Below are 12,278 nucleotides of genomic sequence, written 5' to 3'. Positions count from 1 at the left end.
AGCCCAAGCCGCCGCCGATGCGCGCCGACATGAGAGTGACCCGACCGCATGCGCCCCAGGGCGCGGCGCGCCCCAGATCCCGGGGGCGCGGCTGATGCGGCACAGCCTGCCTCATGCGCCGCAATTCTACGTGACGGCGCCGCAGCCCTGCCCCTATCTGCATGGCCGGGCCGAGCGCAAGCTCTTCACCGCGCTGGCCGGCGATTCGGCCAACGAGCTGAACAACGCCCTGTCGCGCCAGGGTTTCCGCCGCTCGCAGAACGTGCTCTATCGCCCCAGCTGCGAAAGCTGCGTCGCCTGCATGTCGGCCCGCATCCGGGTGGCCGAGTTCAGCCCCTCGCGCACGCAGCGCCGGGTGGCGCGCAAGAATGCGCATCTGCGCCGGCTGGCCACCAGCGCCTGGGCGACCGAGGAACAATATGAACTGTTCCGCGCCTATCTGGACGAGCGCCATGCCGATGGCGGCATGGCCGACATGGACATCTTCGAATTCGCCGCGATGATCGAGGAAACGCCGGTCCGCACCCGCGTCATCGAATATCGCACGCATCAGGGCGACAGCAGCGAAACCCCGCCCCCGCCCGGCAGCGACCGGCTGGTGGCGGTCTGCCTGACCGATGTGCTGGATGACGGGCTGAGCCTGGTCTACAGCTTCTACGACCCAGCGCTGGAGAGCATGAGCCTGGGCACCCACATCATCCTGGACCATATCGAGCTGGCGCGCAGCGCCGGCCTGCCCTTCGTCTATCTGGGCTATTGGGTGCCCGGCAGCCGGAAGATGGATTACAAGGCCAAGTTCTCGGCGCTGGAGATCTACAAGGGCGGGGTCTGGCAGCCGATCGGCGACCCCGCGCAGCACACCTCAGACATCCATCCGCTGTCCATCGACCCGATCGTCGAGCAGGTCGCGCGCATCAACCTTCCCTCCAGCCGGAGATGATTACCGAAACAGGGCAAACTCGGTAAGAATATTTCAAGAATTCGCGGCCACGCGTCATTTTCTTGGACAATCGCCATTGACCCCGCCGCGCCGCGCCCATAGTTTTCCGCGACGCAGCAGGGGGGCCGTTTCCGCCTGCCGCGTGTTTGGTTCAGAAATGGAGAATGGGCATGTCCCGACAGATGACGGGTGCAAGGATGGTTATCGAAGCTCTGCGCGATCAGGGCGTCGATACGGTATTCGGCTATCCGGGCGGGGCGGTACTTCCCATCTATGACGAGATCTTCCAGCAGAACGACATCAAGCACATCCTGGTCCGCCACGAGCAGGGCGCCGTCCACATGGCCGAAGGCTATGCCCGCTCGACCGGCAAGCCGGGTGTCGTCCTGGTCACCTCGGGACCTGGGGCGACCAATGCCGTCACCGGCCTGACCGATGCGCTGATGGATTCGATCCCGCTGGTCGTGCTGACCGGGCAGGTCCCGACCTTCCTGATCGGCACCGACGGCTTTCAGGAGGCCGACACCATCGGCATCACCCGCCCCTGCACCAAGCACAACTGGCTGGTGAAAGAGACCGACGAACTGGCGGCGACGATCCACAAGGCCTTCCACATCGCCACCTCAGGCCGGCCCGGGCCGGTGCTGATCGACATCCCGAAGGACGTGCAATTCGCCACCGGCGACTATGTCGGCCCGAAGCAGATCGAGACGCCCAGCTACCAGCCGGCGAAAAAGGGCGATCCGGCCACCATCACCCGGCTGGTCGAGCTGATGGAGACGGCCGAGCGGCCGATCTTCTATACCGGCGGCGGGGTGATCAATTCCGGCACCGGCGCCAGCCAGCTGCTGCGCGAGCTGGCCGAGGCGACGGGCTTTCCGGTCACCTCGACCCTGATGGGGCTGGGCGCCTATCCGGCCTCGGGCAAGGCCTGGATCGGCATGCTGGGCATGCATGGCCTCTACGAGGCCAATATGGCGATGCATGACTGCGACCTGATGATCGCGGTCGGTGCGCGCTTCGACGACCGCATCACCGGGCGGGTGGCGGATTTCAGCCCCGGCTCGGTCAAGGCGCAGATCGACATCGACCCCAGCTCGATCAACAAGGTAATCCATGTCGACCTGCCCATCGTCGGCGATGTCGGCCATGTGCTCGAGGACATGCTGAAGATCTGGAAATCCCGCGGCCGCAAGACCAATGCCGAGGGCCTGCGGAAATGGTGGGCGCAGATCGAGCAGTGGAAGACGCGGAACTGCCTTGCCTATCGCAATTCGGACAAGGTCATCAAACCGCAATACGCCCTGCAGCGGCTGCAGGCGCTGACGGCGGGACGCAACCCCTATGTCACCACCGAGGTCGGCCAGCACCAGATGTGGGCCGCGCAGTTCCTGCATTTCGAGGACCCGAACCACTGGATGACCTCGGGCGGGCTGGGGACCATGGGCTATGGCCTGCCGGCCTCGATCGGCGTGCAGGTCGCGCATCCCGAGGCGCTGGTGATCAACGTCGCCGGCGAGGCGTCCTGGCTGATGAACATGCAGGAAATGAGCACGGCGGTGCAGTTCCGCGCGCCCGTCAAGCAGTTCATCCTGAACAACGAACGCCTGGGCATGGTCCGGCAATGGCAGCAATTGCTGCATGGCGAACGCTACAGCCAGAGCTGGTCGGAAAGCCTGCCGGATTTCGTGAAGCTGGCCGAGGCCTTCGGCTGCGGCGGGCGCACGGTTGCCGACCCGGCCGACCTGGACGCGGCGATCCAGGAGATGATCGACTATGACGGCCCCTTCATCCTGGACGTTCTGGTCGAGAAGCACGAGAACTGCTTCCCGATGATCCCCTCGGGCAAGCCGCATAACGAGATGCTCTTGGGCGAGGCCTCGACGGAAGGCGCCATCACCGGCGCCGGCGCGGCCCTGGTCTGAGTTTAGGAGAAGAACATGGCGGCACTGAACATCCAGAAGGGCGCATCCAGCCATTCGGCCTATGACCTGCGCGACCCCAACGCCCAGACCATCGAAAGCCACACCCTCGCGGTGCTGGTCGAGAACGAGCCGGGGGTGCTGGCGCGGGTCATCGGGCTGTTTTCCGGGCGGGGCTACAACATCGACAGCCTGACCGTGGCCGAGGTGGACCATCTGGGCCACCGCTCGCGCATCACCATCGTGACCCGCGGCACGCCGGCGGTGATCGAGCAGATCAAGGCGCAGCTGGGCCGCATCGTGCCGGTCCACGACGTGCACGACCTGACCGTCGAGGGTCCCTGCGTCGAGCGCGAGCTGGGCCTGTTCAAGGTCACGAGCAAGGGCGACAAGCGGGTCGAGGCGCTGCGGATCGCCGAGATCTTCCGCGCCAGCGTGGTCGATTCGACGCTGGAGAGCTTCGTCTTCGAGATCACCGGCACGCCCGAGAAACTGGACGCCTTCGCCGAGCTGATGCGCCCCCTGGGCCTGTCGGATCAGGCGCGCACCGGCGTCGCGGCCCTGGCGCGCGGCGCCTGACCGGACCTAGCGGGCGGCCGCAAGCTTCAGCGGCCGCTCCAGCGTTTCCGATTCGCGATTCGAGATCACCCGCAGGACAGGCCGGTTCCGGTCGGGCTTCTCGCCCATGCCCCGCAACAGGTCCGGAAGCTCCGACCGCCGGTTGCCGGCCACGAGGCTGACGGCGCGGGCATGGCGCAGATCGGCCAGAAGCTCGACCTCAAGCTCGACCAGATCGCCCGCCTCGGGCCATTCGGATGATATTGCCAGATTTTCGGTTCCTTGCAGATAGGCCAGGGCACCATGATCTTCGCACCAGATCACAGCCTTCTCCTTGGCCGGACTGCTCCACAGAATGACGCCGATCATGAAAGCTCCTAAACCAAATCCGCCCGATAATAAGGGAGGCAGCACAACCCAGAACGGAAACTATCGGCAGTTTCTCGCCTATGAAAGCAAAATTTGGCGGAACCGTTCAGTTTGACGTCGGGTCATGCAGACAAATCGATCCTTTTCCCCGCAGCGGTGGCGCAACTGCATGGTATTAGCCGGGATTTCCTGGACAAATCGGGGATTTCTAGAGGCAAAACAAGACCGATGCAGCAATGCAACAGCGTCGGACTATCGCACCCGGCCTGCCCGGTAGTCGGCCACGGCGCGGGCGACCTGCCCCATTCTTGCGCTGCGCGGAGGGTGAGTGCCCAGAATTTTATCACCCGGATCGGGGATGCGGGCAAAAAACAGCGCACCGTGCTCGGGGTCGAATCCGGCATTCAGCGCAATGATCGCGCCCAGATAATCCGCCTCGAGTTCCCATTCCTTGGAATAGTAGCGGGCCCCGAACTGGGCACCGAAATCCTGGGCGCTGCGAATCGCCTCGGGATTGCCGCCATAGGCGCTGGCCAGCCCGCCCAGGATCACCGCTCCCATGGTGGCGGCGCTGGTCTTGCGGTTGATATGGCCCAGGATGTGGTGGCTGGCCTCATGCCCGACGACGAAGGCCAGTTCGTCGGCGTTGCGCGCCTCGCCGATCAGCGACAGGGTGAAGCCGATGATCGGCCGGCCGCTGGCATCGACGGTCTGGAAGGCGTTCGGTTCCAGCCCCTGGCGGTCATCGACGACGAACTGGAAATCGCAATTGATCGGCTGCGTGCGGCGGACCAGGCATTCGCGCTCGACCGCCGGCTCCATGCGGCTGATCACCGAAATGAAGGCGCGGGCCGAGGCGGGTGCATTGGCCGGCGTATCCGGCGCCGGGGTGATGGTAACGTCCGGCGCGCCGGGCTGCGGTCCGCCCGGCTGCGGCACGGGCGCGACACAGCCCGCCAGGACCAGCACGATCGCCGCCGCCGCTTGCCACATCCTTGCCATCGCCTGCCCCTGCATCAGTTGTTCGCGCCACTCTAGCCGTCCCTTTCGGCCCGCGCCAAGCCCCGGGCTTGCCCCGGCCGCAATATCACGCGATTGTTGAGAAAAGCTGAACGGGAGAACTGCCATGTTCACCATCGAGCACGATTTCGACGCCACCGTCATCACCCTGATCGACGAACTCCCCGAGGCCGAAGCCGGGACGCGGCCGCTGAACGAGGACGTGGTCATCCAGAGCTTCGACGACCGGGTGGTGATCGAACAGTTCGACCCCGACACCGGCGAGCTGGCGCAGATCGTCATGACCATCGAGCAGCTCGAGGAGTTGCGGGCGGCGCTGAACCTGCCCGAGGGCAACTACCGGCTGGAGCGCGGCTGATCGAGCCGGAACAGCTTGTCGCGGGCGGTGGCGCCGCGCACCAGCACCAGCCGCGACTTGGCCACCCCCAGCGCCTTGGCCAGCAGCTTGACCACGGCGGCATTGGCCTTGCCGTCCTCGGGCACCGTGGTGACGGTGACGCGGATCGTCTCTCCGTCCAGGATCACCGCGTTGCGCGAGGCGCGCGGGGTGACGCGCACGGCGATTTCGGCGCCGGGCCGGGCAAGATGGCTCAGGTCGGTCATGCCCCCTTGAAGCCGGGCGCGGCGAAAAAGGCAATGCCGGCTGGCGCTGCCGGGCCTGCAGGGCTATCTGGGACCAGGACATGCGCGAACCCGACGAGGACCGAATGGAACATGCCGACCCCGCCACCCTGGCCTTCCTGCGCCGCCGCCGCTCGCATCCGCCGAAGCTGCTCGGCGGGCCGGCCCCCTCGCGCGCCGAGCTGATGGACCTGCTGGAGCTGGCGGCCCGCGTCCCCGACCACGGCAAGCTGGAGCCCTGGCGCTTCGTGGTGCTGGAACGCGCCACGCTGGACCGGCTGGCCCCGGTGCTGGCCGAGCATGTCGCCGAGGGGGGCGGCGACGACGCGGCGGTGGAGAAGGCCCGCTCGGCCTTCGCCTCGCCGGTGATCGTCGCGGTGGTCTCGGCCCCGGTCGACAACCCCAAGATCCCGGAATGGGAGCAGTTCCTTTCGGCCGGGGCGGTCTGCCTGGAGCTGCTGAATGCGGCGCTGGCGGCGGGCTATGGCGCAGCCTGGCTGACCGGCCCGGCCGCCGAGCCGGGTTTCGCCCGCGCGCATCTGGGCATCGGCGAGGACGAGCGCATCGTCGGCCTGATCCATATCGGCCAGCGCGGCGCCACCCCGCCCGAGCGGCCGCGCCCCGATGTCGCGGCCAAGACGACGTTCCTCTAGATGGTGATCCGCGCGCTGGTCCTGGCCTGGGGCGACCTGCTGCGGCCGCGCATCTTCGGCGTGGTGGCGCTTGGCGTGGCGCTGACGCTGGTGTTGTTCGCGGCGCTGCAGGCCGGGGCCTTCTGGGCCATCCGCGCCTTCGCGCCCGAGACGCTGACCCTGCCCTGGATCGGCGCTGTCCCCCTGGCCCCGGCCCTGTCCTGGAGCTCGCTGCTGCTGTTTCCGCTGATGAGCATCTTCCTGATGATCCCGGTGGCGGCGGGCTTTTCGGGCCTGTTCGCCGAGCAGGTCGCCGAGGCGGTCGAGGAAACGCATTACCCCTCCGCCAAGGGCCTGCCGGTCGATTTCTGGGACGGGCTCTGGGAATCGCTGGCCGTCATGGGCGCGGTGATCCTGGTCACGCTGGCGACGCTGGTGCTGACGCCCTTCCTCGGCCCGCTGGCTTCGGTGCTGTTCTATGGCGGCAACGGCTGGCTGCTGGGACGCGAATTCTTCCAGATGGCGGCGCGCCGCCACCTGCACGAACCGCAAGCGACCGCCCTGCGCCGCGGCCTGACGGCGCAGGCCACCACGCTGGGGGTGCTGATCGCGGCTCTCCTGACCGTGCCGGTGCTGAACGTGGTCGTTCCGGTGCTGGCGGCGGCGGGCTTCACCCACCTTTACCATATCAGCGCGTCCAGGCGTCCAGATCGGCGCGGGTGATGATGCCGCCGATGATGACATAGGCGATCGCGCCCCAGATCAGCGCGGCGATCAGCGTCGCCCACAGCATCTTCTTCTTCAGCTTCGGCTCGTGCGGGGCGCCGGCCGGGGTGCCCGGCGTCACCTGCCCGACATCCGCCTGCGACTGCTGGCCGATCGGCAGCAGCACGAACAGCACCAGAAACCACAGCACGGCATAAAGCACGATGCCCCCGGTCAGACTCATCAGACCTGCTCCAGCTCGATCAGGCAGCCGTTGAAATCTTTGGGATGCAGGAACAGCACCGGCTTGCCGTGGGCGCCGATCTTGGGCTCGCCATCGCCCAGCACGCGCGCGCCTTCGGCTTTCAGCTTGTCGCGGGCGGCCAGAATGTCCTCGACCTCGAAGCACATGTGGTGGATGCCGCCCGAGGGGTTCTTGTCCAGAAAGCCCCTGATCGGGCTGTTCTCGCCCAGCGGATAGAGCAGTTCGATCTTGGTGTTCGGCAGTTCGATGAAGACGACGGTGACGCCGTGGTCGGGCTCGTCCTGCGGCGCGCCGACCCTGGCGCCAAGGCTGTTTTCATATTGCGCGGCCGCCGCCTTCAGGTCGGGCACGGCGATGGCGACATGGTTCAGGCGTCCGATCATCACTTCCTCCGTCGTTTGCGCCCTTCTAGGACCACAAGGCGGCGGGGGAAAGGAAAAGAAAGCGCCGTTAACCGCTTCTTAGGGAAATCGCGCAATCCTCGGGGACAGACGGTGATTCCCAGTTAGGATTTTGCGAGATGGAACAGGAAAGGATCGGTGCGGAAGAATTCCCCACCTGGCGGGCCACCCTGCCCGACCGACCGCTGACCGGCCTGACGGTGCTGGTGGTCGAGGATTCGCGCGTCGCCTCCGAGGCGGTGCGCCTGCTGTGCCTGCGCTCCGGCGCGCGCATCCGTCGGGCCGACAGCATCCGTTCGGCCCTGCGGCATCTGCAGACCTATCGCCCCGGCGCGGTGATCGTCGACATGGGCCTGCCCGACGGCGACGGCGCGGACATGATCGCCACCATCGCCCGGGCGCTGCCGCGGGTGCCGGTGATCCTCGGCATCTCGGGCGATCCGGCGAATCGGGATGCGGTGATGCGGGCCGGGGCGGACGGTTTCCTGACGAAGCCCATCGAAAGCCTCGCCGCATTCCAGGAGGCGATCCTGGCCGCCCTGCCGCCCGAGGCGCGCCCTCCGGGCCTGCGCGTGCTGCCCGACGACATGATCGCCGCCGATCCCGAGGCGCTGCGCGACGACCTGGCCCATGTCGCCGATGTGCTGTCCCAGGCGGACGACACGGCGGCCATCGACTATATCGCGCGCTTCCTGGCGGGGGTTGCGCGCTCGGCGCATGACCGGACGCTTGAGGATGCGGCGACGGCGCTGGCCCGCGACCATGCCCGGGGGCAGGCCCTGGCCACCGATCTGGCGCGCATCAGCGGGCTGGTGCAGGACAGGCTGGCCGCGGCGCGGATTTCCTGAGCCGTCAGCCTGCGGTCAGCGCCGAGAGGCTTTGCCGCTGCCGGCCCTCGGCATCGAAATTTCCGGGCGCAAGCCATGCCCGATGCGCGCCGGCAAGCCGCGGCCAGTCGCGGTCGATGATGGCGAACCAGGCCGTGTCGCGGTTGCGCCCCTTATAGATCATGTGCTGGCGGAAGATCCCCTCGAAGGTGAAGCCATAGCGCAATGCGGCCCGGCGCGAAGGGGCGTTCAGCGCATCGCATTTCCACTCGACCCGGCGGTAGCCCGCATCGAAGGCCCAGCCGATCATCAGCGAGATCGCCTCGGTCGCGGCGGGGGTGCGCTGCATCGCGGGCGCGATCTCGATATGGCCGATCTCGATCACGCCATTGGCGGGATCGATGCGCAGGAAGGCGGCCAGCCCGCCCACCCTGCCCGAGACGCGGTCGCGCAAGGCATAGAAATACGGATCCCTCTTGGCGGCCATCTCGGCCTGCCAGTCGCGATAGGCGGCAAGATCGACGAAGGGCCCATAGCCCAGATAGTCCCAGACCCAGTCCTGGCCCTGATTGGCTGCGAACAGATCCCCGGCATGGCACCGGTGGTCCAGCCGCTCCAGCAGCACATGGCCGCCTTCGATCCGCGCCGGACCGGGCAGCGGCGGCGGAGTGAAGCCGACGACCTCCGGGCCGGTCGGACGGGAGCCGGGGCGAACCGCACCGGGTTCGGGACTGGCGGGCGGCGCGATGCCGGGGGGCTTGGCGTCGCTGCCGCTGCCGCCGCGGCGATCAGGGGCGCCGCCGTCGCCAGCGGTGCTGGGCGAAGGAGGGCGGGCGGCGGGGTCGTCGGACATGGGCGGGACTCCGTCAGGATCCCGGCCAGCATCCGCGGATCGCCGCCGAGGTCAAGGCCGCCAGAGGCGCGGCTGCCAGACATGCCCTTGGCCAACAACTCCGCAGGCCCGGGGCGCTACGAAGGAATGCCGCCGCGAACACGCCCCTTCGACAACAATGAGCTGGTTGCTGGTTGCTGGTTGCTGGTTGCTGGTTGCTGGTTGCTGGTTGCTGGTTGCTGGTTGCTAAGAGCATTCCAACCGCGCGAATGCCGTCAAGACTTGGCGCCCCCCGGGTCATCGGCGAGGAAAGACCGAGCAAGGCGCCCGCTCCAGCATGGCGCTTCAGGTCGGGACACCGGGAAATCCGGGGCCCGAGACGGGCGTGGCTGAATTGCCGCAACCGTGGCCTCCGGATGGCGGACCGGCAGCCGGATCATCTTCCGGCGATGCGCGGGACCGCGCGCCCGGATCGTCAGGAAGGCCCTGGCGGAAAGTTCGCCAGCCCCGCGCCCGCCCTAGGCCGCCAGCCAGGTGCCAACGCAGACGCCCCGCGCCACTCGGCAGGCTCGCCGAGCCCTTGCCGTCAGGCACGCTGTGGCGAGAAGCTCAGGCCAGCATCCCGGGATCGTCGCCAAGCTCGAGGCCCGGGAAGATCGTGCGCTCCAGCCGGTCGCGCTCGATCCCGAACAGCCCGTGCATGGCCCAGCCGGCATAGGCGCGGATGTCGCGCATGGGCATCAGGTCGCGCTCGGCGTAAAGCTGGCCCTCGCCCAGCCCCGGCCAGTCGCCATAGCCACGCCCGCCGCGGATCGCGCCCCCCGCCATCAGCAGGGCGCCGCCGGTGCCGTGATCGGTGCCGCCCGAGCCGTTCTCGCGCACCGTGCGGCCGAATTCGGTCATGGCCAGCACCGTGGTCCGGCCCCAGTTCGGCCCCAGCCCCTCGCGCAGCTTCAGGATCGCCGCGGCCAGCCGGTCCAGCGCCCGGCCAAGCACCGCCGGCTGGTTGGCATGGCTGTCCCAGCCGGGGATCGAGAAGGCGGCGATGCGGCTTTCGCCATTCAGCCGGCTGGCCGCAAAGGCCGCCAGCGCCTGCGCATCGGCGGTCGGCCCCTGCATCTTGCCGACATCATCCAAGGTCTCGGCACCGATCTGCACCGCGTCCCGCGCCGCGTCGCGAAACAGCGGGTCGTCGTGATAGACATGCTCCAGCAGCGTCTGCGCCTGCGCCGACAGGGTCAGCGCGGCGCGGGGCGCCCAGCTCAGATGCGCCGCCTCGCCCGCCAGGATCCGCATCTGCTCGACGCCCACGGAATAGGCGGTCTCGGCCTTGGCGCCGGGCGTGGCCTGCAAGAGCCGGTTCAGCCAGCCGCCGATGCGGCGGTCCACCGGCAGGTCGTTGCCGGTCCCGGCCTCCAGCACGTCCTGGCCGTCGAAATGGCTGCGCTTGTCGCGATAAGGGGTCGAGACCGCATGCGCGAAGGCCAGCTCGCCCGCCTGCCACAAGGGCAGGAGCGGCTCGAGCCGCGGATGCAGCGCATAAAAGCCGTCGAGGTCCAGCGCGCCGTTTTCCGGCCCCACCGAGAGGTCGCGACGCAGCTTGCGCAGCATCGGGTCGCCATAGGGCTGGATCGCGTCCAGCCCGTCCATGGCGCCGCGCAGGATGATGACCACCAGCCGGTTCTCGCCCGGCAGCGCCGCGAAGGTCATCGAGTTCAGGAAGGGATGCGCCGCGGCCGAGCAGCCGATCAGCGCCGCGCTTTTCAGAAACAGGCGTCGGTCCAGTGTCAGCATCCGTCGCTCCTATCGCCGGTTGAAATCGCCCGAGGCGAGGATCAGCGCCACGCCTTCGGCCGCGCTTTCCGCCTTGGGCACCGCCCAGGCCAGTTCCGCCGATTGCGTGCCGCCGAAGGCCGAGACCAGCATCTCGCGCGGGTCGGGCAGTTCGTCCAGCAGCATGCGGGGAATGCGCAGCGACCAGTTGATGCGCGCGGCCAGGGTCTGCGGCGCGATCCAGGCCCCGGCCTCTTCCGGCCAGCCGTCCGGTCCCTTGGGCTGGCCCCAGGGCTGGCCCATGGCCTCGATCGGCGTCCAGAGCGCCCGGCGCAGGACCGGAATGTCGAGCCCCGCGACCTGTTCGCCGCGGATGCCCAGGGCCCGCAACCCGGCCACGGCGAGGTCGAAGGGCTGGCGCACCTTCTGCCGCAGGGACGAGGCAAGCTCGGGATGGCTGACCAGCACGCGATAGACCTGGGGCAGATCGCCGCCGGTGTTGCGCCAGACCGCCGCCATGGCGTCGACCAGATCCTCGGACGGCGTGTCCGAGACGAAATGCACCGCCAGCTTGCGCGACAGGTGCCGCGCCGTGTCGGGGTGACGGGCGATGTCGCGAAAGGCGGCGCGGATGTCCTCGAGCCCGCCGCGCCGGCCACCGCCATAGGACTTGCCCAGCACGGTTTCGGCACCCGGCTCCGCCCAGACGGCCTTGAAGTCGAAGCCCTCCTTGTAGGAAAAGCTCAGCCCGGTCAGCAGCTCGGCCAGCTCGCGCACGTCCTTCTGGTCGTAGCCGGCGCCCACGCCCAGCGAATGCAGCTCCAGCGCCTCGCGGGCGAGGTTTTCGTTCAGGCCCAGATGGCGCGCCGGCCGGTTCCTGACAAAGGGCGAATTCGGGCCCCGGCTCGAGATCTGGTCCAGATAGATCAGCATCATCGGATGGGTGTCGGCGGCGAAGAACATGTCCTCGAACCGGCCGTTCACATGCGGGCGGATCGCCTCGTCCACGAAGGCCATGGCCAGCCCGTTGGCGACCTTGTTGAGCGGGCGCACGGTGAAATGGTCGCTCCAGAACTGCACCAGCCTTTCGCCGAAGCCGACCGGATCGTCGACGGCGCGCGCCACCCGGCGCTGCAGGTCCTGGAAGGGCAGCCGCATCAGCCCGTGGTTGGCCTGCTGGAACTCTTTCTCCTGCGCCTCGCCCTCGCGCCGAAGCGGGGCGGCGGCGCGGAAGCGGTTGGCCATGTCCATCGCGCTTTCGGTGGTCATCGCCTGCGGTCCGGGGCCAGCCTGCGCGGCGCTGGCCAGCACCGCTTCGGCATCGGCGGGCGCGGGCATCCGCGGCGACAGGCCAAAACCCAGGCGGATCGCCGCCAGCTCGGGAAATCCAAAGCTCATGCAATCATCCTTGCG

The 12,278-nt window shown here is 68.1% G+C and carries 15 protein-coding genes; 7 read left to right on the top strand and 8 right to left on the bottom strand.

Features of this window, described 5'->3' with window-relative positions; all coding sequences use genetic code 11:
* The first annotated feature begins 94 nt into the window (after positions 1–94).
* The 3 genes from LOS78_RS11130 to ilvN all read left to right on the top strand — a co-directional run bounded on the left by LOS78_RS11130 (position 95) and on the right by ilvN (position 3,441).
* Positions 95–940: an arginyltransferase gene (locus LOS78_RS11130; RefSeq protein ID WP_028712012.1), complete on the top strand. Its 846-nt coding sequence runs from the start codon at positions 95–97 to the stop codon at positions 938–940.
* Positions 941–1,110: 170 nt separating this feature from the next.
* Positions 1,111–2,865, top strand: coding sequence for an acetolactate synthase 3 large subunit (locus LOS78_RS11125; RefSeq protein WP_230378259.1), 1,755 nt, complete (start codon positions 1,111–1,113; stop codon positions 2,863–2,865).
* 15 nt (positions 2,866–2,880) lie between these two features.
* Positions 2,881–3,441, top strand: coding sequence for an acetolactate synthase small subunit (gene ilvN / locus LOS78_RS11120; RefSeq protein WP_028712010.1), 561 nt, complete (start codon positions 2,881–2,883; stop codon positions 3,439–3,441).
* A gap of 6 nt (positions 3,442–3,447) precedes the next feature.
* Here the strand turns inward: ilvN and LOS78_RS11115 are convergent, their stop codons facing one another.
* Complete coding sequence (locus tag LOS78_RS11115; protein WP_230378258.1) at positions 3,448–3,789, bottom strand: hypothetical protein; 342 nt, start codon at positions 3,787–3,789, stop codon at positions 3,448–3,450.
* Between the two features lie 252 nt (positions 3,790–4,041).
* Positions 4,042–4,791 (bottom strand): M48 family metalloprotease, encoded by a 750-nt coding sequence (locus LOS78_RS11110; protein WP_028712008.1) that lies wholly within the window; start codon positions 4,789–4,791, stop codon positions 4,042–4,044.
* A 124-nt stretch (positions 4,792–4,915) separates the two neighbouring features.
* Between LOS78_RS11110 and LOS78_RS11105 the strand changes: the two genes are divergently transcribed.
* Entirely contained in the window at positions 4,916–5,167 is a 252-nt protein-coding gene (locus LOS78_RS11105) for a hypothetical protein (protein WP_028712007.1), read from the top strand.
* Here the strand turns inward: LOS78_RS11105 and LOS78_RS11100 are convergent.
* Positions 5,146–5,412 (bottom strand): DUF167 domain-containing protein, encoded by a 267-nt coding sequence (locus LOS78_RS11100; protein WP_028712006.1) that lies wholly within the window; start codon positions 5,410–5,412, stop codon positions 5,146–5,148. The two genes, LOS78_RS11105 and LOS78_RS11100, sit on opposite strands and share 22 nt — an antisense overlap.
* 104 nt (positions 5,413–5,516) lie before the next feature.
* On the opposite strand from LOS78_RS11100, the gene LOS78_RS11095 reads away from it, so the two are divergent.
* Positions 5,517–6,083: a nitroreductase gene (locus LOS78_RS11095; protein ID WP_028712005.1), complete on the top strand. Its 567-nt coding sequence runs from the start codon at positions 5,517–5,519 to the stop codon at positions 6,081–6,083.
* Entirely contained in the window at positions 6,084–6,785 is a 702-nt protein-coding gene (locus tag LOS78_RS11090; protein WP_028712004.1) for an EI24 domain-containing protein, read from the top strand. It abuts the gene before it with no gap.
* Here the strand turns inward: LOS78_RS11090 and LOS78_RS11085 are convergent.
* Positions 6,751–7,011: a DUF1467 family protein gene (locus tag LOS78_RS11085; RefSeq protein WP_028712003.1), complete on the bottom strand. Its 261-nt coding sequence runs from the start codon at positions 7,009–7,011 to the stop codon at positions 6,751–6,753. The two genes, LOS78_RS11090 and LOS78_RS11085, sit on opposite strands and share 35 nt — an antisense overlap.
* Complete coding sequence (gene mce / locus LOS78_RS11080; protein ID WP_028712002.1) at positions 7,011–7,415, bottom strand: methylmalonyl-CoA epimerase; 405 nt, start codon at positions 7,413–7,415, stop codon at positions 7,011–7,013. Before mce ends, LOS78_RS11085 begins: the two co-directional genes overlap by 1 nt.
* Positions 7,416–7,552: 137 nt before the next feature.
* Here mce and LOS78_RS11075 point away from each other — a divergent pair, with 137 nt between their 5' ends.
* Positions 7,553–8,281 (top strand): response regulator, encoded by a 729-nt coding sequence (locus LOS78_RS11075; RefSeq protein ID WP_028712001.1) that lies wholly within the window; start codon positions 7,553–7,555, stop codon positions 8,279–8,281.
* Positions 8,282–8,285: 4 nt separating this feature from the next.
* Here the strand turns inward: LOS78_RS11075 and LOS78_RS11070 are convergent, their stop codons facing one another.
* From LOS78_RS11070 to LOS78_RS11060, 3 genes are all read right to left on the bottom strand, one after another.
* A complete protein-coding gene (locus LOS78_RS11070; RefSeq protein WP_230378257.1) occupies positions 8,286–9,113 on the bottom strand; it encodes a GNAT family N-acetyltransferase in 828 nt (275 codons plus the stop codon).
* Positions 9,114–9,701: 588 nt separating this feature from the next.
* On the bottom strand, positions 9,702–10,886 hold the full coding sequence (locus tag LOS78_RS11065; protein ID WP_230378256.1) for a DUF1501 domain-containing protein: 1,185 nt from the start codon (positions 10,884–10,886) through the stop codon (positions 9,702–9,704).
* A gap of 9 nt (positions 10,887–10,895) precedes the next feature.
* Complete coding sequence (locus LOS78_RS11060; protein WP_230378255.1) at positions 10,896–12,263, bottom strand: DUF1800 family protein; 1,368 nt, start codon at positions 12,261–12,263, stop codon at positions 10,896–10,898.
* Positions 12,264–12,278 lie beyond the last annotated feature (15 nt).

The sequence above is a fragment of the Paracoccus sp. MA genome (assembly GCF_020990385.1).
Classification (GTDB): Bacteria; Pseudomonadota; Alphaproteobacteria; order Rhodobacterales; family Rhodobacteraceae; genus Paracoccus.
This window is presented reverse-complemented; position numbering and strand designations above follow the sequence as displayed.

Excerpts from the sequence above, each read along its gene's own strand:
- LOS78_RS11130 (WP_028712012.1), top strand. The coding sequence starts at position 95 with ATGCGGCACAGCCTGCCTCATGCGCCGCAATTCTACGTGACGGCGCCG.
- LOS78_RS11125 (WP_230378259.1), top strand. The coding sequence starts at position 1,111 with ATGTCCCGACAGATGACGGGTGCAAGGATGGTTATCGAAGCTCTGCGC.
- ilvN (WP_028712010.1), top strand. The coding sequence starts at position 2,881 with ATGGCGGCACTGAACATCCAGAAGGGCGCATCCAGCCATTCGGCCTAT.
- LOS78_RS11115 (WP_230378258.1), bottom strand. The coding sequence starts at position 3,789 with ATGATCGGCGTCATTCTGTGGAGCAGTCCGGCCAAGGAGAAGGCTGTG.
- LOS78_RS11110 (WP_028712008.1), bottom strand. The coding sequence starts at position 4,791 with ATGGCAAGGATGTGGCAAGCGGCGGCGGCGATCGTGCTGGTCCTGGCG.
- LOS78_RS11105 (WP_028712007.1), top strand. The coding sequence starts at position 4,916 with ATGTTCACCATCGAGCACGATTTCGACGCCACCGTCATCACCCTGATC.
- LOS78_RS11100 (WP_028712006.1), bottom strand. The coding sequence starts at position 5,412 with ATGACCGACCTGAGCCATCTTGCCCGGCCCGGCGCCGAAATCGCCGTG.
- LOS78_RS11095 (WP_028712005.1), top strand. The coding sequence starts at position 5,517 with ATGGAACATGCCGACCCCGCCACCCTGGCCTTCCTGCGCCGCCGCCGC.
- LOS78_RS11090 (WP_028712004.1), top strand. The coding sequence starts at position 6,084 with ATGGTGATCCGCGCGCTGGTCCTGGCCTGGGGCGACCTGCTGCGGCCG.
- LOS78_RS11085 (WP_028712003.1), bottom strand. The coding sequence starts at position 7,011 with ATGAGTCTGACCGGGGGCATCGTGCTTTATGCCGTGCTGTGGTTTCTG.
- mce (WP_028712002.1), bottom strand. The coding sequence starts at position 7,415 with ATGATCGGACGCCTGAACCATGTCGCCATCGCCGTGCCCGACCTGAAG.
- LOS78_RS11075 (WP_028712001.1), top strand. The coding sequence starts at position 7,553 with ATGGAACAGGAAAGGATCGGTGCGGAAGAATTCCCCACCTGGCGGGCC.
- LOS78_RS11070 (WP_230378257.1), bottom strand. The coding sequence starts at position 9,113 with ATGTCCGACGACCCCGCCGCCCGCCCTCCTTCGCCCAGCACCGCTGGC.
- LOS78_RS11065 (WP_230378256.1), bottom strand. The coding sequence starts at position 10,886 with ATGCTGACACTGGACCGACGCCTGTTTCTGAAAAGCGCGGCGCTGATC.
- LOS78_RS11060 (WP_230378255.1), bottom strand. The coding sequence starts at position 12,263 with ATGAGCTTTGGATTTCCCGAGCTGGCGGCGATCCGCCTGGGTTTTGGC.